Origin of the sequence: Pantoea sp. 1.19, from assembly GCF_001922585.1 — a bacterium.
GTDB lineage: Bacteria > Pseudomonadota > Gammaproteobacteria > Enterobacterales > Enterobacteriaceae > 1-19.
In genome coordinates, this window is the sequence record NZ_MRBS01000010.1 from 22,477 (window position 1) to 43,334 (window position 20,858).

A 20,858-nucleotide genomic window follows, 5' to 3' on the forward strand; every position below is an offset into this window, starting at 1 on the left:
ACAAAAGAGAGCAAGAGTGAAAGTATTAACAGTGTTTGGCACGCGCCCGGAGGCCATCAAGATGGCCCCGTTGGTGCATGCGCTGTCAAACGACCCGGACATCGACGCGCGGCTGTGCGTCACGGCGCAGCATCGCGAAATGCTCGATCAGGTGCTGCGTTTGTTTGCGATCGTACCGGATTATGACCTGAACATTATGCGTCCCGGGCAGGGGCTGACGGAGATTACTGCCCGGATCCTCGAGGGACTGAAAGGCGTTTTTGACGCGTTTCGACCCGATGTGGTGCTGGTGCATGGCGATACCACAACCACGTTTGCCGCCAGTCTGGCGGCTTTTTATCATCGCATTCCCGTTGGGCACGTCGAGGCGGGCCTGCGTACGGGCGATCTCTACTCGCCCTGGCCGGAAGAAGCCAACCGCACGCTGACCGGGCGCCTTGCCTCCTGGCACTTCCCACCCACCGAACGCGCCAGACAGAATCTGCTGCGGGAAAATCTGCCCGCAGATCGCCTGTTTGTCACCGGTAATACGGTGATAGATGCGCTGTTTTGGGTGCGGGATCGGGTGCTGACCGATGCGGCACTGCGTCAGTCGCTGGCTGGTCGTTATCCATTCCTGTGCGAAAGCAAAAAGATGATTCTGGTCACCGGCCACCGTCGGGAAAGTTTTGGCGAGGGGTTCGAACGCATCTGCAGCGCGCTGGCTGACATTGCGCGCCAGCATCCGGAGGTGCAGATTGTCTATCCGGTGCACCTCAATCCTAACGTGAGCGAACCGGTCAACCGCATACTGCAGGGTATCGAAAATATCATTCTGATTGAGCCGCAGGAGTACCTGCCGTTCGTCTATTTAATGCATCATGCCTGGCTTATCCTCACTGACTCGGGCGGCATTCAGGAAGAAGCTCCGTCGCTCGGCAAACCGGTGCTGGTGATGCGCGAAACCACCGAGCGGCCGGAAGCGGTTGAGGCCGGGACAGTTCAGCTGGTCGGTACCGATGTCAACAGGATCGTGGCGGCGGTGACGACGCTACTTACCGACGACGATGCCTGGGAAACCATGAGCCGGGCGCACAATCCCTACGGCGACGGGCGCTCCTGTGAACGCATTGTGCAGGCGCTGAAAAATAATCGGATCACGCTATGACTTTTAATACCCTGTCCGTGGTGGGTTTGGGCTACATTGGCCTGCCCACCGCCGCAATTTTTGCCTCCCGTCAGAAGACGGTGATCGGCGTGGATATCAATGAACGCGCGGTGGAGACCATCAACCGCGGTGAAATTCATATTGTTGAACCCGGTCTGGCCGGGGTGGTGAAGACCGCGGTCGCCGACGGCTATCTGCGCGCGACCACCCAGCCGGAGGCGGCGGACGCCTTCCTGATTGCCGTACCGACGCCGTTTCAGGACGATCACCAGCCGGATCTGCGCTATGTGCAGGCGGCGGCACTGGCGATTGCGCCGGTGCTGCAGCCAGGCAATCTGGTGGTGCTGGAGTCAACGTCGCCGGTGGGCACTACCGAACAGCTGGCAGCCTGGCTGGCTGCGGCCCGGCCCGATCTGCGTTTTCCGCAGCAGGCGGGCGACGAGGCGGATGTTGCCATCGCTTACTGCCCTGAGCGGGTGTTGCCCGGTCAGGTGATGGATGAGCTGGTGAAAAATGATCGGGTAATCGGTGGCATGACGCCGGGATGCTCGGCACGCGCCAGCGCGCTGTATAATCTGTTTCTGGAAGGCGAGTGCGTGGAAACCAACGCGCGCACCGCCGAACTGTGCAAGCTGACTGAGAACAGCTTTCGCGACGTCAATATCGCTTTTGCTAATGAGCTGTCGCTGATTTGCGCGGATCAGCAGATCAACGTGTGGGAGCTGATTGCGCTGGCCAATCGCCATCCGCGCGTCAACATCCTGCAGCCGGGGCCGGGCGTTGGCGGCCACTGCATCGCGGTCGATCCGTGGTTTATTGTGGCGCAGAACCCGCAGCAGGCGCGGCTGATCCGCACGGCTCGGGAAGTGAATGACGCCAAGCCGCACTGGGTACTGGAGCAGGTGAAAGCCAGCGTAGCGGAGAGCCTGACCCGCAGTAATAAGCGAGCCAGCGAACTCACCGTGGCCTGCTTTGGCCTGGCATTCAAACCCAATATTGACGATTTGCGGGAGAGTCCGGCGATGCAGGTGACGCAGCTGATCGCCGACTGGCACGCCGGTACCACGCTGGTGGTTGAACCGAATGTCACCCGACTTCCTGACGCGCTGGCGAGCACGGCGACGCTGGTCAGTCTGCAACAGGCGCTGGCGCAGGCGGACGTGCTGGTAATGCTGGTGGATCACCGTGAGTTTCGCGCGGTATCGCCGGCCGCTGTCACGCAGTCGTGGATCGTCGACACCAAAGGGGTGTGGCGATGAGGCAGGAGTGTTGAGATGGCGCTGACCGGAACCCTGACGCCGCTGGCGTGGGAGAGTGAGTTTTTTCAACGGCGCACCGCCCGGTTGGATAGCGATCCTACGCAGACGCTTAGCGTGGCGGCGCTGGACGCCTGGCCGCTGGTGCAGGCGAAACGGGACGCGAGCCAGACCGCTGACATTGATGCCCTGAGCGCGCTGGGCTTTCGGCTGGTAGAGGGCGAGGCCGAGCTGCTGCTCAGGCCGTCGGTCGCTGAGCGCCCAGCGGGGATCCGCGTGGCGCGGACCGCGCAGATTCCGGCGCTGCGCGAGGCTGCGGCAGCGGCATTCTCCCACAGCCGCTTCCGCGCGCCCTGGTTTGCCGCGGATGCCAGCGCCCGCTTTTACGCCCAGTGGATCGACAATGCCGTGCACGGCACGTTTGACCATCTTTGCCTGTTGGCGATAGATGCACACGGCGACCTACAGGGGTTTGTCTCCCTGCGGGAAACCGGCCCGCAGGCTGGGCGCATCGGTCTGCTGGCTACGCTTGAGGGCCATCAGGGAAAAGGCGTGGCGACCCGTTTGCTGACGGCGGCGCAGGACTGGTGCCTGACCCGCGGCATTGATCAGCTGCGCGTGGCTACCCAGCTGGCTAATCTGCCGGCGCTGCGGCTTTATCTGCGCTGCGGCGCTACCCTTGAACGCACCGCTTACTGGTTTTACAGGTAATCAGATGATCCCATTTAACGCCCCGCCGGTGGTCGGCACCGAAGTCGAGTATATGCAATCTGCCATGAGCAGCGGCAAGCTGTGCGGCGACGGTGGCTTCACCCGCCGCTGCCAGCAGTGGATGGAGCAGCGCTTTGTCAGTAAGAAAGTGCTGCTTACTCCCTCCTGTACGGCTTCGCTGGAAATGGCGGCGATCCTGATTGATATCCAGCCGGGTGATGAAGTGATCATGCCGAGCTACACCTTTGTGTCGACCGCCAACGCCTTTGTACTGCGCGGCGCGACCATCGTGTTTGTTGACGTGCGCCCCGATACCATGAATCTGGATGAAACGCGGATTGAAGCGGCAATCACCGCGAAGACCCGCGCTATCGTGCCGGTACACTACGCCGGCGTGGCCTGCGATATGGACGCCATCATGGCGCTGGCGAAGCAATATCAGCTGTATGTGATCGAAGACGCCGCACAGGGCGTGATGTCCACCTGGAAAGGACGGGCGCTGGGCAGCATAGGCCATATTGGCTGCTTCAGCTTTCACGAAACCAAGAATTACACCGCTGGCGGCGAGGGCGGCGCAACGCTGATTAACGATCCCGCGCTGATTGAGCGGGCGGAAATTATTCGTGAAAAAGGCACCAATCGCAGCCAGTTCTTTCGCGGGCAGGTGGACAAGTACACCTGGCGTGATATTGGCTCCAGCTATCTGATGGCCGATCTGCAGGCGGCCTACCTGTGGGCGCAGCTGGAGGCGGCGGAGACCATTAACCAGCGGCGACTGACGCTGTGGCAGCGCTACTATGACGCGCTGGCTCCGCTGGCGGCCCGCGGCCTGCTGACCCTGCCCACCCTTCCTGAAGGGTGCGAACACAACGCCCACATGTTTTATCTGAAGCTGCAGGATGAAGCGACCCGGGCGGCGCTGATTGCCTGGCTGAAGGAAGCGGAGATCCTGGCTGTTTTCCACTACATTCCGCTGCACAGCGCGCCGGCCGGCGAGCGCTTTGGTCGATTTGACGGTGACGATCGCGTCACAACCGCCGACAGTGAGCGGCTGCTGCGGCTGCCGCTGTTCTATAACCTCTCTGATAACAATCAGAAAACGGTGATCAGTTCCCTGCACAGCTTTTTTGGTCAGGCAGGATGACGGGCGCAGTACGGAGATGGCCTGATGTCGCTGGCTAAGGCCTCGCTGTGGACGGCCAGCTCGACGCTGGTCAAAATTGCGGCCGGACTGGTGGTGGTCAAACTGCTGGCGCTGAGTTTTGGCCCACAGGGCCTTGGCCTGGCGGGGAACTTTCGGCAGCTGATTACCGTGCTCGGCGTACTGGCCGGTGCTGGTATTTTCAACGGCGTGACGAAGTATGTCGCCGAGTATCAGCAGCAGCCGGATCGCCTACGTCAGGTGACCGGCACCGCCGCGGCGATGGTACTGGGCTTTTCAATCCTGCTGGCCGGCGTCTTTCTGTTGGCCGCCGCGCCGATCAGTACCGCGCTGTTTGGCGATGAGCGCTATCAGCAGGTAATTCGCGCGGTGGCTCTGCTGCAGCTGGGCATCGGCTGGGCGAACCTGCTATTGGCGATAATCAAAGGCTACCGCGATGCACAAGGCAACGCGCTGGCCATCATGGCGGGTAGCGTGACCGGCGTGGCTGGCTACGCGGTTTGTTACTGGCTGGGTGGCTATGCCGGTGCGCTGGTCGGGCTGGCGCTGGTGCCGGCGCTGCTGGTGGTGCCGGCGGGCGCGCTGCTGGCGCGGCGCGGATCGCTGCCGCTGCGGTATCTGCGGCCATGCTGGCAGCCGGACATTGCGCGGCATCTGAGTAAATTTACCCTGATGGCGGCGATGACCGCCGTGACGCTGCCGGTGGCGTGGATGATGATGCGTAACCTGCTGGCCGCTCAGGAGGGCTGGCAGGCGGTCGGACTGTGGCAAGGAGTGACGACGCTTTCTGATGCCTGGCTACAGTTTATTACCGCCACCTTCAGCGTCTGGCTACTGCCGACGTTGGCGCGGCTGCAGGAAAAAACGGCCATCCGTCGGGAGGTTCTCAGGTCGCTGCGCTTTGTGCTGCCGGCGGTGTCACTGGTGGCGTTAGGCGTCTGGCTGCTGCGCGATGTGGCCATTTGGCTGCTGTTTACGCCGCAGTTTGCCGCCATGCGCGATCTGTTTGTCTGGCAGCTGGTTGGGGACGTTCTGAAAGTGGGCAGCTATGTGTTTGGCTACCTGATTATCGCCAGGGCCGCACTGCGCTACTATCTGCTGGCGGAGCTGACGCAATTTGCCCTGCTGACCGGTTTCTCGCGCTGGCTGATCCCGGCTTACGGCGTAACCGGTGCGGCACAGGCCTATATGGCCACCTATATCGTCTGGTTTGCCGTGTGCTCTCTGGGTTTTCTAATTTATTGTCGACGAGCGTAATCCCGTGATGCATGTTTTGGGATCTGATATCCCGCACCACAATCATACCCTTTTGCACTTTTTTGACCGCGTTCTGGCGGAGGCGGCACCGCGCGCACAGCCGCGCCGCTTTATGGTGGTGGCCGCCGATGCATCCGGCTTTTCGGCCTACAGCCGCCTCGAGATAGCGGTCTACGCCAGTAAGCAGGCGCTGGCGCAGGCGCTGATTGCCCGCGCCCGCGACCGCCGGCAGCGTTTCTTTTTTCATGGCCAGTTCAATGCGCCGATCTGGCTGGCGCTGCTTAGCGGAAAGATCCATCCGTCACAAGCCTGCTGGCATATTTGGGGTGCCGATCTGTACGAAGACTCGCGTCGCCTGCGCTTTCGGCTCTTCTATCTGCTGCGCCGCCGTGCGCAGGGGCGTTTTGCCCACGTCTTTGCCACCCTGGGGGATTTGGCCGGGTATCGTCAGCGTCATCCGCAGGTGGCAACCTCACGGCTCTATTTTCCAACGCGTATGCAGCCCGATCTGCAGATCGCTTCTGCAGCGCCGACAACAACGCTTACCGTGCTGGTGGGCAACTCCGGCGATCGCAGCAACCGGCACATTGCCGCGCTTGAAGCCATTCATCGGCAGTTCGGTCAGGCGGTGCGGGTCATCGTGCCGATGGGGTATCCGGCCAATAACGCGCGCTACATCGCTGAGGTCCGTCACGCCGCCGCGCGCTGGTTTGCGCCAGAACAGCTGACGATCATCACGGAACAGTGCGCATTTAATGACTATCTTCAGCTGATCGCCGGCTGCGATCTGGGCTGGTTCGGTTTTGAACGTCAGCAGGGTATCGGGACGCTCTGCCTGCTGATTCAGGCTAACGTGCCGTTTGTTCTCAGCCGCCGCAATCCGTTCTGGCAAGACCTGGCCGATCAGGGGCTGCCGGTGCTGTTTAGCGGAGATGCCCTTGATGCTGGAGCGATTGGCGAAGCGCGGCGTCAGCTGACGCAGGTGGATAAGTCACGCATCGCCTTCTTCGATCCCGGCTTTATTCAGGGGTGGCAGCAGGCGCTGGCTGAACTGGAGGAGGGGACACCATGAGTCTGACGGACTTTACGGGCTTGCTGCTGCTGTGGCTGCTGTCGGTTGGTTTTATCCTGACCCTGACCTGGCGTGAATTTCGCCGCGTGCGCTTTAGCTTTCATCTGTTTTTTTCTCTGCTGTACCTGCTGACCTTTTTCTTTGGGTTTCCGCTAACCAGCCTGCTGGTGTTTAACTTTAACGTGACGGTGGTGCCCAGCGCCTGGTTGCTGCAGGCGATGCTGGCGGCCACGGCCTTTTATGGCATCTATTACGTTAGCTATCGTACGCGGCTGCGTCCCCCTCAGGCCGGGCCGCCGCGTGCGCTGTTCAGTATGAATCGGATTGAAACCCACCTGAGCTGGATGCTGCTAATGGGCGTGGCGCTGTTTACCGTCGCGGTGTTCTTCGCGCATAACGGCTTTCTGCTGTTTCGCCTGACGGCATATAACCAGATTTTTTCCAGTGAAGTCTCTGGCGTGGCGCTGAAGCGCTTTTTTTACTTCTTTATTCCGGCCATGCTGATCATCTACTTTCTGCATGAGAGCGTGCGTCGCTGGATCTTTTTTCTGGTGTGCTGCGTTGGCTTTGGTCTGCTCACCTACATGATTGTCGGCGGCACGCGGGCCAATATCATTATCGCGTTTGCCCTGTTTCTGTTTATCGGCATCCGCCGCGGCTGGATCACGCTGTGGATGCTGGGTAGCGCCGGCGTTCTGGGCGTTGTGGGCATGTTCTGGCTGGCTCTGCGACGCTACAACCTGGACGTCAGCGGGGCTGAAGCGTTTTACACGTTCCTGTATCTGACTCGTGATACGTTTTCGCCGTGGGAAAATCTGGCGCTGCTGCTGCAACATTATGATCAGATCGTTTTTCAGGGGCTGGCGCCGATTGTGCGCGATTTTTACGTGTTTATCCCCGGTTGGATGTGGCCGGACAAGCCTGGGACGATCCTTAACAGCGCCAACTACTTCACCTGGGAGGTGCTGAATAACCACTCCGGTTTGGCTATCTCTCCTACCCTGATCGGGTCACTGGTGGTGATGGGTGGCATCTGGTTTATCCCGCTGGGCGCGGTTGCCGTGGCGATGATCATTAAATGGTTTGACTGGCTCTATGTGCTCGGGCAGCAGGAGAGCAATCGCTATAAATCGGCGCTGTTGCAGGCTTTCTGCTTCGGCGCGGTATTTAACATGATTGTGCTGGCCCGCGAGGGGCTGGATGCGTTCGCTTCGCGGGTGGTGTTTTTCTGCGTTATTTACGGGCTGTGCGTACTGGTGGCGAAGCTGCTGTTCCTGATGCTTGACCGCGCCGGAGTGATTCGCCCCCGCGCCGCGCGCACGCCGCTGCAATTATAAAGGAGACCGGGATGCGACAAGTTGAGTCATCGCCCCAATACGTCATTCGCGGTATTGCGCTGTACGGTTTTGCCAGTATGCCGCGGTTTATCGACTTTCTCTGCGCTGACGGTCAGTGGAAAACCGGAACGCTGGTCGCGATCAATGCGGAAAAAGTGCTCACTGCGGAGCAATCTCCGGCGCTGCGTTCGCTGATTGCGGAGGCGGAGTACAAGTATCCTGACGGCATCAGCATCGTGCGGGCGATCCGTAAAAAGTATCCGGGGGCGCAGGTTACCCGGCTGCCGGGAGCGGACCTGTGGGAAGCGCTGATGGCGAAAGCGGGCGCCGAGGGTACGCCGGTCTTTTTGCTGGGAGGCCGACCGGACGTGCTGCAGCAAACCGCGGCTAAGCTGCGCCGGCAGTGGCAGGTTAACCTGGTCGGCACGCAGGACGGCTATTTCGACGCGGATCAGCGTGAAGCGCTGTTTGCGCGCATCGCCGCCAGCGGCGCGAAAATAGTTACCGTTGCGATGGGCAGCCCGCGTCAGGAGCTGCTGATGCGCGATTGTAAGGTAAACTACCCGGAGGCGCTCTATATGGGCGTGGGCGGCACCTATGACGTGTTTACCGGCCACGTTCGCCGCGCGCCGAAGCTGTGGCAGCAGCTGGGGCTGGAGTGGCTCTATCGTTTGCTGTCTCAGCCCAGCCGTCTGCGCCGCCAGCTGCGCCTGCTGACCTGGGTGAAATATTACTGGCGTGGCGATCTGTAATTGGCTGCAGGGCACGAAAAAATCAGCGAGAACCGGCGTTTACCGGTTGAAAACGTCGGTAAAACGCACAAGATGCATAAACTATAAGCAGGTGCGATCTTTTTTCAAAAAAAGAACTGGACAGCCCCCCCTCAAGTCCGTACTATTCGCATCCGCAACGGCGCTAAGCGCCCGTAGCTCAGCTGGATAGAGCGCTGCCCTCCGGAGGCAGAGGTCTCAGGTTCGAATCCTGTCGGGCGCGCCAAGTTTTTCAGGCGCAAGAGCTGCGGTGGTAGTTTTACCGCGTTAGAAAAAGTAAAGCAGTACTATGGTGGCTATAGCTCAGTTGGTAGAGCCCTGGATTGTGATTCCAGTTGTCGTGGGTTCGAGTCCCATTAGCCACCCCAGATTTTGTGGCATGCGAAGGTGGCGGAATTGGTAGACGCGCTAGCTTCAGGTGTTAGTGTTCTTACGGACGTGGGGGTTCAAGTCCCCCCCCTCGCACCAACAAAATCGACAAGCAGTACCTCGGCGAGTAGCGCAGCTTGGTAGCGCAACTGGTTTGGGACCAGTGGGTCGGAGGTTCGAATCCTCTCTCGCCGACCACTTTCGAAACCCCGCTTTTTAAGCGGGGTTTTTTGCATTCGCTTTCTCCCCAGAGGACAAACGCCATTGAAGGCGTGTTGAGCCGGGCGAACCATTCTCCCCTTTGACCTGACCTTTTCGACGGATATCGGCCGGTGACGCGTGGCCATCGCCTTGTGTCGATGTCGTATTTCCCCTTGTCTGCACGGTGGTCACCGCAGAGAGAGTGCGGGCATTGTCGCCGTCCGGCGACAACTATCCTACTGAAATATATCAGGTTGCTGAAATACCTCGCAGGGCGTGGTGGATTGACGACACCCTGATGGCGTGGGCGATTGCCGCCCGACGTATCGTGCAGGGAAATGGCAGAAGCAGATAAATAAATCCGTTAATTATCATACAAATAAACTATTAACGCAGAGGAAGTGACAAACTGGCATGGGATCTGCAATAATTAACGTGTAGATGCTCATTCCACTCTTATGTTCGCTCCGGCCTCATAAACCCGGGAATGACGCAGAGCCCATTTACGATGCCTGCTGTCCACATCTCCGCTATTGCCGCTGGCATAATGGAAACCGGACAAACCGTTGAGTCGGGCATCACCCGGTTGTCTAACCGATCCGATCTTCTGCCTGCCGCTTGCGGCAGGTTTTTTTTTGCCTCGCTGGTCGCGCAGACAAAAAAAAGCCCTCCCCCTGGCCAGGGGAGGGCCGCAGAGCCGCGGAACGCTATGGCGTATTTTTCAACGTTAACAGCAGGCCTTCACGACGCATCTGCGCCGCATCCTCCGGCTGATGCTGACGGTCCAGCGCATCGGCCAGCCAGGCATAATCAAATGCGTCAGGACGCTGTTTCAGCGCGTCGCGGAAGGCTTCACTGGCCTGAGCCCACTCACCGCGCTTCATCAGTAACTGCCCCAGCGTGCTGTGCAGGAGCGGTGTGGCACCGTGCTGCTTCATCTGCTGACGCAGGGCTTTTTCCAGCTGTTCCGGATTGCCCGCCTTCAGGCGCGGCATCAGTAAAATCAACCGCTCATCATACTGGCGCTTGAGTCCGTCCAGTACGATCTGCTGGGCAGTGTCATGATCGTCGCACTCAATCAGGTGCTCGGCCATGGCAACCTGCAGGGTAGTCTCCTGACGGGTTTTACGGCTCTGGTTTTGCCACCACAGTTTCAGCCCTTCGCTACCCTGGTCGGCCATGGCCTGATTCATCAGGCCCAGCCAGGCCTGCTGCTGCAGCGCTGCACGCTGATCGGCATCGTTGATCTGGATTTTTTCCATCGCCGGCAGAATATCGAGCAGCGAACTCCAGGCGCCGGTACGCAGATAGGCCTGTTCAGCAAGGCGCAGAACTTCAGGGTGGCGAGGGGCCACTTCCAGCAGGCGATCGACACCGTGACGCGCGGCGTGATCTTCATTACGGGCCAGCTGCAGCCGCACGCGGGTGATCTCTACCGGAAGCTGATCGCTACCGGCCAGCTCGGCCGCCCGCTCAAGGTGCTGATTGGCGCGTAGCTCATCGTTGCGCTGCTGGGCCGCTTCGGCCGCCAGCAGATAGTTGACCACCGGTTGCTCTGCGTGGTCGGCGTGGCGCGACAGCAGCTTTTCAACCTGGGAGTAATCTCCCTCGGCCAGCTTGAGCAGTGCGGCCTGAGTGTGCTTACGCGCGCGGTTGCGTTTGCGACCGAGGAACCAGCCGCGGGTGTGGGCACCGGTGCGCAGCACACGGCGTATCAGCCACTCGACGGCCAGAATCACGATAAGCGTTAATACCAGCATGATTGCCAGACCGGTCACGCTGGTTTCAATGTTCCAGTTATCGGTCTGAATCAGCACGTAGCCCTGGTGGCCGGCGATCATCGGACCGATGACCACCCCGGCGATCAGCAGGAGAAAAAGCAGAAAGACTTTTAACATGTCTACTCTCCCTGCTGCTGCTGAGTCTGCGGTGTGGCCGCGGCGGACGGCTGTGCCAGCAGGTTACGCACCCGGGTTTGCATCAGTTTGTCCAGCAGCGGCTGACTGCTCAGTGAGTCGGGAACGTCCATCGAGATGTTCTGCTCGCTTAGCGCATCCAGTTGAGCCAGAAAAGCTTTGGTCGCTGGATCATTGGTGTCGAACCAGGCGCGTACCCAGGCAGAAACGGTATCCACTGACTGCGAGTAAATTTCATTCTGATGACGCGGGACCGCCTGCGCCGCGATCAGCAGGCGCGAGCGAATGTTCTCACGCAAATAGACATCCTGATTGGGGGCCAACAGCGGTTCGGCGGTGCTGTCGCGGCGACGGACAGTAATAAAATCATCCATAAAAGCGTGCCAGCTTTTTACCAGATTTTGCCGCCATTCGCGTAGCGAGGTGCTCAGTTCACCGCCGTCTTCATCCATTGGCGTATCATCACTGTTATTGTCCGCCAGTCGCAGATTATCGACGCCGTTGGCCAACTGGTTCAGCTTCAGAATGATGCCGTCGTAGTCCACCTGACTGACCGCAGAGAGATCGCTGATGTCCTGGGTGAGCGCGCGGCGTACGTCAATCAGACTGGGGTCGTTCATCTCGGCGAGGCTGCTGTCGGCGCTTTTTAACAGCGCGGCAGCGGTGGTCACATCCTGATCGCTCCACAGCTTACGCCCCGCCAGTTTGACCAGGTAATCGGCCTGCGCCAGCAGCCAGGTGCGGGTATCGTTGCCGGAGAGGGTGGTCACTTTCTGATTTAACTCATCGAGCTGACGCACCAGCGCCTGCTGTTGTGACTCGGCGCTCTCCAGCGCTTTTTGCTGCGCGACCAGCCGTTCGGTGAGCTGCTGTTTTTCGCTACTGGCCTGCTGTTGCAGCGTGTTCACCTGCTGGGCAAGGGCGTCGCGTGCCGCCTCCTGCCGTGCAGACTGCTGCTGGGCATGCAGCCACAAGCCGGCTCCCACCGCCAGCGCGATGACAATCGCCACTGCGCTCAGTGCCATACCGCGTCGGTCAGGCGATGGCGTCGCCGTGGCGCGCTCATTCGGCGTCGATGCCGCGGTGGTATTCACCTCGGCTGGGGTCTCATCAACCTTGGCGGAGGTCTCTTTTTGTTCCGTCATTGGGCATTCCCGTCATTAAGTTTGTAGTAACGCGCGCAGTAGCGCATCGTTATCGGCACTGTCGGCTACGACGATAGTTTGCCAGCCCAGTTCCCGGGCACGCGTAGCCAGACGTTCACTGACGACAACCAGTCGACAGCGTAGCAGCCATTCTGTCCGATCGCCGGGCGGAATGAGCGCAAAAAGCTGATGCAGCATCTCGCCGCTGGTTACAACCAGCGTATCTACCTGGCGTTCCCGCCAGCGCCGCGCCTCTTCATAACCGTTATAGGTTTTATCACAGCGCTGATAACATTCGCAAAAATGGACGTCCGCGCCGCGAACGCGCAGCGTTTCGCCCAGCAGCTCGCGGCCGCCGTTACCGCGCAGGATCAGCGCCCGTTTACCGCTCAGCTGCTGCAGGGCCGGAAGCTGAATCAGCACGTCGCTGGTTTCCCGCTCGTGCGGCCAGGTCACCCGTTGGCCACAGGCGCTGTGCAGGGCCATCGCGGTGGTGCGTCCAATAGCATAATAGTCGACGTCGGTCGGCCAGTGCCCGCCCTGCTGCTGCAGCGTATGGTTGGCCCAGCCAATGACCTGCTGCGAGAGAACAAAAATCAGGTCACCCCTGCGCAGTTCCCGCACGTGCGCAGGCAGCATCGCCAGCTCGCGACCAGGAGCAAATTCGATCAGCGGCAGTGACCAGCCGCGCCTGCCCAGCGCATGCAGTCGGCTGACCAGCGCATCGCCGGCAGGGGCCGGACGGGTGACCAGAATCGTCATACGGGAGGGGCTCCCTGATAGACCGCGTTTAGGATTTCGCGGGCGCCACCGGCCAGTAGCTCATCGGCGAGTGAGATGCCCATTTGCACCGCCTGATCGCGCGGTCCCCGGCGTTCACCGCGCACCATCACGCTGCCGTCGGGGCTGCCGACCAGACCGCGTAGCCACAGTTGATCGCCATCCAATTCAGCATAGCTGCCAATCGGCACCTGACAGCCGCCCTCCAGACGGGTGTTCATCGCCCGCTCAGCGCTGACCCGAACGGCGGTATCGGCATCATTTAACGCCGCCAGCAGCGCGATAGTGGCCTTGTCGTCCAGCCGGCATTCAATGCCTACCGCGCCCTGACCGACGGCGGGCAAAGAGACTTCCGGCGGCAGCGCGTGGCGGATGCGATCGGTCAACCCCAGGCGAATCAGTCCCGCGGCGGCGAGTATGATGGCGTCATACTCGCCGGCATCCAGCTTCGCGAGACGCGTGCCAACGTTGCCGCGCAGCGTGCGGATAACCAGGTCAGGTCGCCGCTCGCTGATTTGACACTGGCGACGCAGGCTCGACGTGCCGACTACGGCTCCGGCAGGCAGCGCATCAACGGAGTCGTAGTGATGGCTGACAAAGGCGTCGCGCGGATCTTCACGTTCGCAAATGGTAACCAGCCCAAGGCCTGCCGGAAAGGCGACGGGGACATCTTTCATTGAGTGCACCGCAATATCTGCGCGATTCTCCAGCAGTGCGGTTTCCAGCTCTTTGACGAACAGGCCCTTGCCACCGACCTTGGCTAACGGCGTATCGAGGATGACATCGCCTTTGGTGACCAGCGGCACCAGCTCGACGGTCAGCCCGGGATGCGTGGCTTGCAAGCGCTGTTGAACATAGTGTGCTTGCCACAGCGCCAGCGGGCTTTGCCGTGTAGCAATTCTTAAAATTTGATTTAACATACTGATAACCGTTTTTATCGTTTAATGATTATCCTATCATTGATACGGAATTGCATACAGCCGCCCCGCCATCAGCGCTCACCGGGCGAACGATGGGGCAAGACTGGCGTATTTTTGTGCTAGAATCACACAGCGCATCTTTCTTTACGGTCAACCTGGCAGGTGTTAGATTGATCACGTTTTCAGCCCCTATTTGCGCCACGTCAGGCTTGAGCGCCGCGCGCGCGGGTATCGGGTAGTGAGAAAATACCGGGACAATCAGGCGAAACGTCTTGTACCTCTATATTGAGACTTTAAAACAGAGACTGGATGCCATTAATCAGCTGCGCGTGGATCGCGCGCTGGCGGTTATGGGGCCCACAGCACAGCAGGTCTATCACCTGCTGCCTCTCTTTTTACATCATCACCATCCGCTGATGCCAGGCTACCTTGACGGTAACGTTCCTCACGGCATCAGCTTCTTCACGTCTGATGATATCCAGCGCGAGTATCTGGCCAGCCTGCCGGAGAAACCGTTCGCTTACTCTTCCGCGGCCACCTTTGGCGAACCCCCGATTACCGGCGTGTACTCTATGGGGAGCACCTCCTCCGTTGGACAAAATTCTACCTCCGATCTCGATATCTGGGTGTGCCACCACTCATGGCTGGATAACGATGAGCGGCTGGCTCTGCAAAAAAAATGCCATCTGCTGACCCGCTGGTGCGCGTCGCAGGGGGTTGAAGTAAGCTTTTTTCTGATTGATGAGAACCGTTTCCGTCACAATGAAAGCGGCAGCCTTGGGGGAGAGGACTGTGGCTCCACGCAGCATATGCTGCTGTTAGATGAATTCTATCGTACCGCCGTGCGCATGGCGGGCAAACGCCTGCTGTGGAGCATGGTGCCGGGCGAAGAAGAAGAGAATTACGACGATTACGTGATGTCACTGTATGCCCAGGGGGTGCTGACGCCTAACGAATGGCTGGATCTCGGCGGTCTGGGCACGCTGTCGGCGGAAGAGTACTTTGGCGCCAGCTTATGGCAGCTGTATAAAAGCATCGACTCCCCTTACAAGGCGGTGTTGAAAACCCTGCTGCTGGAGGCATATTCCTGGGAGTACCCCAATGCGCAGTTGCTGGCGATGGAGATCAAGCAGTGTCTCCACGATGGGGAGATCGTCTCTTACGGACTGGATCCATACTGTATGATGCTGGAGCGGGTGACGGCCTATCTTACCAACTCCGGCGATGAGGCCCGTCTCGATCTGGTCCGCCGCTGCTTTTACATGAAGGTGCGCGAGAAACTGTCGCTGCCTGGAGAGCCGCGCGGCTGGCGTGCGGAAATTCTGCATCAGCTGGTGCAGGAGTGGGGCTGGAGTGCGGAAAAACTGGCCATTCTTGACAGCCGCCCCGAGTGGAAAATTGAGCGGGTGCGCGAGGCGCATAACGAGCTGCTGGACGCGATGATGCAAAGCTATCGCAACCTGATTCGCTTCGCCCGTCGCAACAATTTGAGCGTCAGTGCCAGTCCGCAGGATATCGGAGTGCTGACCCGCAAGTTGTATGCGGCCTTTGAAGCGCTGCCGGGTAAAGTGACGCTGGTTAATCCGCAGATCACCCCCGATCTGTCTGAACCGCACCTGACCTTTATTCACGTACCGGGCGGGCGGGCCAACCGCGCCGGCTGGTATTTATATAATCAGGCGCCGGATATGGCTTCGATCATCAGCCATCAGCCCCTTGAGTATAATCGCTACCTGAATAAGCTGGTGGCCTGGGCTTGGTTTAACGGCCTGCTCACGGCCAACACGCACTTACATATTAAGGGCAGCAGCGTAGTGGATCTGCCGCGTCTGGAGGAGCTGGTGAGCGACGTTTCGCACCATTTCCCGGTGCGTCTGCCGGCGCCGACGCCAAAGGCCCTTTACAGCCCGTGCGAAATCCGTCATCTGGCTATCATTGTCAATCTGGAGTACGACCCGACGGTAGCCTTCCGCAATCAGGTGGTGCACTTCGATTTCCGCAAACTGGACGTGTTCAGCTTTGGTCAGCAGCAGCAGTGCCTGGTTGGCAGCGTTGATCTTCTGTACCGCAACTCATGGAATGAAGTTCGTACCCTGCATTTCAATGGCGAACAGGCGATGATCGAAGCACTGAAAACCATTCTGGGCAAAATGCATCAGGACGCGGCGCCGCCGGATGCGGTGGAAGTGTTCTGCTACAGCCAGCATCTGCGCGGTTTGATCCGCACCCGCGTACAGCAATTAGTGGGCGAGTGTATCGATCTGCGACTCTCCAGCACGCGACAGGAGCCGGGACGTTTTAAAGCGGTACGGGTTGCCGGCCAGACTTGGGGATTATTCTTTGAGCGCCTCAGCGTGTCAGTGCAAAAGCTGGAAAATGCGGTCGAGTTTTATGGCGCCATTTCCAATAATAAACTGCACGGGCTGTCGATCAAGGTGGAGGCGAACCAGACCCGCCTGCCGTCGGTGGTTAACGGCTACGCCAGCGAGGGGATCATTCAGTTCTTTTTTGAGGATACGTTGGATGACCGCGGATTTAATATCTATATTCTTGACGAGAGTAACCGCGTAGAGGTTTACCACCACTGCGAGGGCAGCAAAGAGGAACTGGTGCGTGACGTCAGTCGTTTTTACTCTTCCTCCCACGACCGCTTTACCTTTGGGACCAGCTTCGTCAACTTTAACCTGCCGCAGTTTTATCAGCTTGTTGACGCTGAAGAGGGGCAGGTGAAAGTGATCCCCTTCCGCAGTCAGGCGTTGGTGCAGCTGTGTGCGGTGTCTGATGCTCAGCCGGCAATGTCGGATCTGGCTCAGCGCTACCACAATGTGTAACGCCTGACGGACCTCTCGCATCGCCTGAGGCCCGTGATACGCGCTGCGGTTCAGGCGTCGGTTAATTCGACCTTGATTCCCGCCTGCTGACTGCAGGCCTCTTCCAGCAGTTGCCAGAAGTCAAATCCGCTGCGGTTACAAATCCAGCGGTCACCGCGCTTCTCAAAGTGATATCCGCCTTTTTTAGTGGCCAGCCACACTTCATGCAGCGGCTCCTGGCGGCTGATAACGATGGCGCTGCCATTATCAAACTCCAGATTCATGGTACCGCCGTTAACTTCGTAATCCACGTCGAAGCGCGCCTCCTCATTGGCGGTGTTGTGACGCTCCAGTCGCGCCTCAACGGTTTCCATGATCTCATCGGCCAGTTGGTGAAATTCGCTGTCGGTCATCATTGCTTCCTTAATGGGTTTTGCAGGCAGTATACGAAGAAACCGCCGCGGATCGAAGTGGCTGGGGAGGCGAATCTTTGTCCCGACGCCGACATTGCTGCAATTCCAGTTGATTTTCAGAAGTCACCTGCGATGATAGGTCATCAGCTAAACAGGATGAGCACGCAAAACATGAGCAAAAAAACTGGCCTTCTGGCACTGATGCTGGCCGCGTTGAGCCTGGCCGGATGTGGACTAAAGGGCCCACTCTACTTCCCGCCGGAAGAGACGCCAAAACCGCAGGTTCAGCCGCGCGCTGACGCCAGTACCGCGCAGCCGGACGACGCCAGCAAGACGCCGAAAACCGCGCAGCCTGGGATGCAAACCGCACCCTAAACCATGACGCACTCGGCGGAGCAGAAAATGCAGTTCTCGAAAATGCACGGCCTTGGCAATGACTTTATGGTCGTTGATGCCGTGACGCAAAACGTCTATTTTTCGCCGGAGCTTATCCGTCGGCTCTCCGATCGTCACCTCGGCGTCGGCTTCGATCAGTTGCTGATCGTGGAGCCGCCTTACGATCCCGATCTCGATTTTCATTACCGGATTTACAATGCCGACGGCAGCGAAGTGGCGCAGTGCGGCAATGGTGCGCGCTGTTTTGCCCGCTTTGTGCGGCTAAAGGGACTGACCAACAAAAGCGACATTCGGGTCAGTACGCAAAATGGCCGCATGGTGCTGAGCGTGACTCCGGATGAGCGGGTGTGTGTCAACATGGGCGAGCCGAACTTTGAGCCCGCTCAGGTGCCGTTCCGCGCCAATAAGGCGGAAAACCTCTATTTACTGCGCGTACAGGAGCAGACGCTGATGTTTGGCGTGGTGTCGATGGGCAATCCACACTGCGTCATTCAGGTTGAAAGCGTCAAAACCGCGCTGGTAGAGACCCTCGGCCCGGTGCTGGAGAGCCACGAACGTTTTCCAGAGCGGGTGAACGTCGGCTTTATGGAGGTGGTTAGCGCGGAGCACATTCGGCTGCGCGTGTACGAGCGCGGTGCCGGGGAGACCCAGGCCTGCGGCAGCGGTGCCTGTGCCGCGGTGGCCAGCGGCATCCAGCAGGGGCTGCTGGCAGAAAAAGTACGCGTAGATTTGCCGGGCGGTACGCTGCACATCGCCTGGCGGGGACCGGGATATCCGCTGTACATGACCGGTCCAGCCACCCACGTTTACGACGGGACGCTTCATCTATGAAACAGATCGGTGAACCGAGCGCCAGCGAACGGCTGCTGGACGACGACGCCGTCAGCCTTTGGCTGCAGCAACATCCGGATTTCTTTATTCGCCATGCGCGCCAGGTGGAGCAAATGCGTATTCCGCATCCGGTACGCGGCAGCGTCTCGCTGGTGGAGTGGCAACTGGCCCGCCAGCGGCATCAGATTAGCCAGCTGGAAGAGGAAATTACCCTGCTGATGGCGCACTCTGCGGCTAACCAGCGTCTGTTTGAGCAGTTGCTGACGCTGCAGGGGCGGCTGGCCACGGCCGACAGCCTGCATGATATGCTGAATCGGCTGCACCGCTGGGCACGTGAGCTGGGCCTGGCCGGCGCTAACGTTCGGCTGTTTAACGATCGCTGGCGGCTGGGCGCTCCATCCGACTTCACGCAGCTGGCGCTGTCGCGCCACGCCTTCGAGCCGCTGCGCATTCAGCGTTTGGGCGCACAGCCACACTTTCTGGGTGGACTGAATGGTCCGGAGCTCTTGCTACTGCTGCCGCAGGCAAAACATGTCGGCTCGGTGGCGATGTCGATGATGGGAGATGACGGCCTGCTGATTTTCAGCAGCCGCGATGCCCAGCATTATCAGCTGGGAATGGGCACCGATCTGCTCGACCACCTTTCCCGACTGCTGCCCCCCCTGCTGGCACGTTGGATCGAACGTGCATGAGTGACGCCATACTGCTGGCCGACGTCGACGCCTTCCTGCGTTATCTGCGGGTAGAACGCCAGCTCAGCCCGCTGACGCAAAAGAATTACGCCCAGCAGCTGTCAGCGTTGTGCGCCCAGGCCGAGGCCATGGGAATCACCGCGTGGACGCAGCTTGACGATCGCGCAGTGCGAAGCCTGGCGGCCCGCAGCCGGCGGGCCGGCCTGAAGCCGGCCAGCCTCGCTTTGCGGCTCTCGACGCTGCGTAGTTTTCTTGACTGGCAGGTGAGTCAGGGCAAACTGACCGCCAATCCGGCCAGAGGCGTCGCCACCCCGCGAGCGGCGCGGCACCTGCCAAAAAATCTGGACGTGGATGATGTCAGTCAACTGCTGGAGATCGACGACGGCGATCCGCTGGCAATACGCGATCGTGCGATGCTGGAAGTGATGTACGGCGCCGGGCTGCGTCTGTCGGAGCTGGTAGGAATCGACACCACCCACCTGAACCTGGAGAGCGGTGAAGTGTGGGTGGTGGGGAAAGGGAGCAAAGAGCGGCGGCTGCCGATCGGCAGTACTGCGCTTAGCTGGCTGAATAAGTGGCTGGCTCTGCGCGACTTTTACGCCCCGGGCGATGAGGCGGTGTTCCTGTCCAGCCAGGGACGGCGCATTTCCGTACGTAATGTACAGAAGCGTTTTGCGGAGTGGGGCGTTAAGCAGGGGATGAGCAGTCATATTCACCCGCACAAGCTGCGTCACTCTTTTGCTACCCACATGCTGGAATCAAGCGGGGACTTGCGCGCGGTGCAGGAGCTGTTGGGACATGCCAATCTGTCGACCACCCAGATCTATACGCATCTTGATTTTCAACATCTGGCATCGGTGTACGATGCCGCTCACCCCCGGGCGAAGCGAGGCAAACGCTGATGAAGTTTTACCGACCGTTGCAGACCATCCAGGCGCTCACCTTCGATCTGGATGATACGCTGTACGACAATCGCGAGGTCATCCGCCAGACGACGTTGGCTTCTCATGCGTTCTTACAGGGTTATCATCCCGATTTACGTTCGGTCACTCCGGCGGCGTATCAGCAGCAGCGCGAGGCGCTGGCGGACGCCGAGCCGGAGATTGTCCACGATGTGACCGAGTGGCGGCGTCGTACCGTGGAGCGGATCATGCAGCAAGCGGGCTTGGGTGACCGCGCTGCGCAGGTCGGCGCCCGCGAAGTGATGACGGTGTTTGCCCACTGGCGCAGCCAGATTACTGTCCCGCCGGAGACTTTTACGACGCTGGCCGCGCTGGCCCAGCGCTGGCCGCTGGTGGCGATCACCAACGGTAATGCGGAACCGCACCGCTTTGGCCTCGGCGATACTTTTCAGTTCGTGCTGCGCGCCGGCCCGGATGGGCGAGCTAAACCCGCTGGCGATATGTTTTATCGGGCAGCGCGGCGCTTGGGTATCGATCCCGCCGGGATCCTGCACGTTGGCGATGATTTGACCACCGATGTGGCCGGTGCGCTGCGCAGCGGCGCGCAGGCGTGCTGGATCAATCTGCGTGCAGGCAACCTGATGCGCGAGCCTGATGGCCGATTGGTGCCTCATCTCGAAATAACCCGGTTGGCATCGCTGACCGCGCTGATATAATCGTCTGGATAAATATCCAGTGAAGCGCCTGTGCGCTTCCTCCCAGTCAGACCAA

The 20,858-nt window shown here is 59.6% G+C and carries 19 protein-coding genes and 4 tRNA genes; 18 read left to right on the top strand and 5 right to left on the bottom strand.

Going from position 1 to position 20,858, the window contains the following annotated elements; genetic code table 11:
- Window positions 1–16 precede the first annotated feature (16 nt).
- From wecB to BS626_RS16140, 12 genes are all read left to right on the top strand, one after another.
- Entirely contained in the window at window positions 17–1,147 is a 1,131-nt protein-coding gene (gene wecB / locus BS626_RS16085; protein WP_075183403.1) for a non-hydrolyzing UDP-N-acetylglucosamine 2-epimerase, read from the top strand.
- Window positions 1,144–2,406: a UDP-N-acetyl-D-mannosamine dehydrogenase gene (wecC, locus tag BS626_RS16090; RefSeq protein ID WP_075183404.1), complete on the top strand. Its 1,263-nt coding sequence runs from the start codon at window positions 1,144–1,146 to the stop codon at window positions 2,404–2,406. Before wecB ends, wecC begins: the two co-directional genes overlap by 4 nt.
- 15 nt (window positions 2,407–2,421) lie before the next feature.
- On the top strand, window positions 2,422–3,114 hold the full coding sequence (rffC, locus tag BS626_RS16095; RefSeq protein ID WP_075183405.1) for a dTDP-4-amino-4,6-dideoxy-D-galactose acyltransferase: 693 nt from the start codon (window positions 2,422–2,424) through the stop codon (window positions 3,112–3,114).
- A gap of 4 nt (window positions 3,115–3,118) precedes the next feature.
- Window positions 3,119–4,258, top strand: coding sequence for a dTDP-4-amino-4,6-dideoxygalactose transaminase (rffA, locus tag BS626_RS16100; RefSeq protein ID WP_075183406.1), 1,140 nt, complete (start codon window positions 3,119–3,121; stop codon window positions 4,256–4,258).
- 24 nt (window positions 4,259–4,282) lie between these two features.
- Window positions 4,283–5,533, top strand: coding sequence for a lipid III flippase WzxE (wzxE, locus tag BS626_RS16105; RefSeq protein WP_075183407.1), 1,251 nt, complete (start codon window positions 4,283–4,285; stop codon window positions 5,531–5,533).
- A 7-nt stretch (window positions 5,534–5,540) separates the two neighbouring features.
- Window positions 5,541–6,605 (top strand): TDP-N-acetylfucosamine:lipid II N-acetylfucosaminyltransferase, encoded by a 1,065-nt coding sequence (locus BS626_RS16110; RefSeq protein ID WP_075183408.1) that lies wholly within the window; start codon window positions 5,541–5,543, stop codon window positions 6,603–6,605.
- Window positions 6,602–7,942, top strand: coding sequence for an ECA oligosaccharide polymerase (gene wzyE, locus BS626_RS16115; RefSeq protein WP_075183409.1), 1,341 nt, complete (start codon window positions 6,602–6,604; stop codon window positions 7,940–7,942). Before BS626_RS16110 ends, wzyE begins: the two co-directional genes overlap by 4 nt.
- 11 nt (window positions 7,943–7,953) lie before the next feature.
- Window positions 7,954–8,694, top strand: coding sequence for a lipopolysaccharide N-acetylmannosaminouronosyltransferase (wecG, locus tag BS626_RS16120; RefSeq protein WP_075183410.1), 741 nt, complete (start codon window positions 7,954–7,956; stop codon window positions 8,692–8,694).
- A 167-nt stretch (window positions 8,695–8,861) separates the two neighbouring features.
- Window positions 8,862–8,938: transfer RNA gene (locus tag BS626_RS16125), tRNA-Arg, on the top strand.
- 66 nt (window positions 8,939–9,004) lie between these two features.
- Window positions 9,005–9,080, top strand: a tRNA-His gene (locus BS626_RS16130).
- A 13-nt stretch (window positions 9,081–9,093) separates the two neighbouring features.
- Window positions 9,094–9,180, top strand: a tRNA-Leu gene (locus BS626_RS16135).
- A 22-nt stretch (window positions 9,181–9,202) separates the two neighbouring features.
- Window positions 9,203–9,279: transfer RNA gene (locus BS626_RS16140), tRNA-Pro, on the top strand.
- A gap of 710 nt (window positions 9,280–9,989) precedes the next feature.
- On the opposite strand, the gene hemY is transcribed toward BS626_RS16140, so the two are convergent.
- From hemY to hemC, 4 genes are read right to left on the bottom strand one after another with little or no spacing between them, the layout of a single operon-like run.
- Complete coding sequence (hemY, locus tag BS626_RS16145) at window positions 9,990–11,180, bottom strand: protoheme IX biogenesis protein HemY (RefSeq protein ID WP_075183411.1); 1,191 nt, start codon at window positions 11,178–11,180, stop codon at window positions 9,990–9,992.
- Window positions 11,181–11,182: 2 nt separating this feature from the next.
- Entirely contained in the window at window positions 11,183–12,343 is a 1,161-nt protein-coding gene (hemX, locus tag BS626_RS16150; RefSeq protein WP_075183412.1) for a uroporphyrinogen-III C-methyltransferase, read from the bottom strand.
- Between the two features lie 15 nt (window positions 12,344–12,358).
- The gene (gene hemD, locus BS626_RS16155; protein ID WP_075183413.1) at window positions 12,359–13,105 is read right to left on the bottom strand and encodes a uroporphyrinogen-III synthase; all 747 of its coding nucleotides are present in this window, start codon (window positions 13,103–13,105) and stop codon (window positions 12,359–12,361) included.
- Window positions 13,102–14,043, bottom strand: a complete 942-nt coding sequence (hemC, locus tag BS626_RS16160) for a hydroxymethylbilane synthase (protein WP_075183414.1) — start codon at window positions 14,041–14,043, stop codon at window positions 13,102–13,104. The genes hemD and hemC overlap by 4 nt, the downstream gene beginning before the upstream one ends.
- A gap of 272 nt (window positions 14,044–14,315) precedes the next feature.
- Here hemC and BS626_RS16165 point away from each other — a divergent pair, with 272 nt between their 5' ends.
- A complete protein-coding gene (locus BS626_RS16165; RefSeq protein WP_075183415.1) occupies window positions 14,316–16,874 on the top strand; it encodes a class I adenylate cyclase in 2,559 nt (852 codons plus the stop codon).
- A gap of 50 nt (window positions 16,875–16,924) precedes the next feature.
- Here BS626_RS16165 and cyaY read toward each other — a convergent pair whose 3' ends face one another.
- On the bottom strand, window positions 16,925–17,266 hold the full coding sequence (cyaY, locus tag BS626_RS16170) for an iron donor protein CyaY (protein ID WP_075183416.1): 342 nt from the start codon (window positions 17,264–17,266) through the stop codon (window positions 16,925–16,927).
- 171 nt (window positions 17,267–17,437) lie between these two features.
- On the opposite strand from cyaY, the gene BS626_RS16175 reads away from it, so the two are divergent.
- From BS626_RS16175 to yigB, 5 genes are read left to right on the top strand one after another with little or no spacing between them, the layout of a single operon-like run.
- Window positions 17,438–17,641: a lipoprotein gene (locus BS626_RS16175; RefSeq protein WP_075183417.1), complete on the top strand. Its 204-nt coding sequence runs from the start codon at window positions 17,438–17,440 to the stop codon at window positions 17,639–17,641.
- 27 nt (window positions 17,642–17,668) lie between these two features.
- Window positions 17,669–18,493: a diaminopimelate epimerase gene (gene dapF, locus BS626_RS16180; RefSeq protein WP_075183418.1), complete on the top strand. Its 825-nt coding sequence runs from the start codon at window positions 17,669–17,671 to the stop codon at window positions 18,491–18,493.
- Window positions 18,490–19,185: a DUF484 domain-containing protein gene (locus BS626_RS16185; protein ID WP_075183419.1), complete on the top strand. Its 696-nt coding sequence runs from the start codon at window positions 18,490–18,492 to the stop codon at window positions 19,183–19,185. The genes dapF and BS626_RS16185 overlap by 4 nt, the downstream gene beginning before the upstream one ends.
- Window positions 19,182–20,087 (top strand): tyrosine recombinase XerC, encoded by a 906-nt coding sequence (gene xerC / locus BS626_RS16190; RefSeq protein ID WP_075183420.1) that lies wholly within the window; start codon window positions 19,182–19,184, stop codon window positions 20,085–20,087. The genes BS626_RS16185 and xerC overlap by 4 nt, the downstream gene beginning before the upstream one ends.
- Window positions 20,087–20,803, top strand: coding sequence for a 5-amino-6-(5-phospho-D-ribitylamino)uracil phosphatase YigB (gene yigB, locus BS626_RS16195; RefSeq protein ID WP_075183421.1), 717 nt, complete (start codon window positions 20,087–20,089; stop codon window positions 20,801–20,803). Before xerC ends, yigB begins: the two co-directional genes overlap by 1 nt.
- The last annotated feature ends 55 nt before the right edge of the window (window positions 20,804–20,858 follow it).

Bases quoted from the DNA above. Each gene is read 5' to 3' on its own strand.
- wecC (WP_075183404.1), top strand. From the start codon at position 1,144: ATGACTTTTAATACCCTGTCCGTGGTGGGTTTGGGCTACATTGGCCTG.
- rffC (WP_075183405.1), top strand. From the start codon at position 2,422: ATGGCGCTGACCGGAACCCTGACGCCGCTGGCGTGGGAGAGTGAGTTT.
- rffA (WP_075183406.1), top strand. From the start codon at position 3,119: ATGATCCCATTTAACGCCCCGCCGGTGGTCGGCACCGAAGTCGAGTAT.
- wzxE (WP_075183407.1), top strand. From the start codon at position 4,283: ATGTCGCTGGCTAAGGCCTCGCTGTGGACGGCCAGCTCGACGCTGGTC.
- BS626_RS16110 (WP_075183408.1), top strand. From the start codon at position 5,541: ATGCATGTTTTGGGATCTGATATCCCGCACCACAATCATACCCTTTTG.
- wzyE (WP_075183409.1), top strand. From the start codon at position 6,602: ATGAGTCTGACGGACTTTACGGGCTTGCTGCTGCTGTGGCTGCTGTCG.
- wecG (WP_075183410.1), top strand. From the start codon at position 7,954: ATGCGACAAGTTGAGTCATCGCCCCAATACGTCATTCGCGGTATTGCG.
- hemY (WP_075183411.1), bottom strand. From the start codon at position 11,180: ATGTTAAAAGTCTTTCTGCTTTTTCTCCTGCTGATCGCCGGGGTGGTC.
- hemX (WP_075183412.1), bottom strand. From the start codon at position 12,343: ATGACGGAACAAAAAGAGACCTCCGCCAAGGTTGATGAGACCCCAGCC.
- hemD (WP_075183413.1), bottom strand. From the start codon at position 13,105: ATGACGATTCTGGTCACCCGTCCGGCCCCTGCCGGCGATGCGCTGGTC.
- hemC (WP_075183414.1), bottom strand. From the start codon at position 14,043: ATGTTAAATCAAATTTTAAGAATTGCTACACGGCAAAGCCCGCTGGCG.
- cyaY (WP_075183416.1), bottom strand. From the start codon at position 17,266: ATGACCGACAGCGAATTTCACCAACTGGCCGATGAGATCATGGAAACC.
- BS626_RS16175 (WP_075183417.1), top strand. From the start codon at position 17,438: ATGAGCAAAAAAACTGGCCTTCTGGCACTGATGCTGGCCGCGTTGAGC.
- dapF (WP_075183418.1), top strand. From the start codon at position 17,669: ATGCAGTTCTCGAAAATGCACGGCCTTGGCAATGACTTTATGGTCGTT.
- BS626_RS16185 (WP_075183419.1), top strand. From the start codon at position 18,490: ATGAAACAGATCGGTGAACCGAGCGCCAGCGAACGGCTGCTGGACGAC.
- xerC (WP_075183420.1), top strand. From the start codon at position 19,182: ATGAGTGACGCCATACTGCTGGCCGACGTCGACGCCTTCCTGCGTTAT.
- yigB (WP_075183421.1), top strand. From the start codon at position 20,087: ATGAAGTTTTACCGACCGTTGCAGACCATCCAGGCGCTCACCTTCGAT.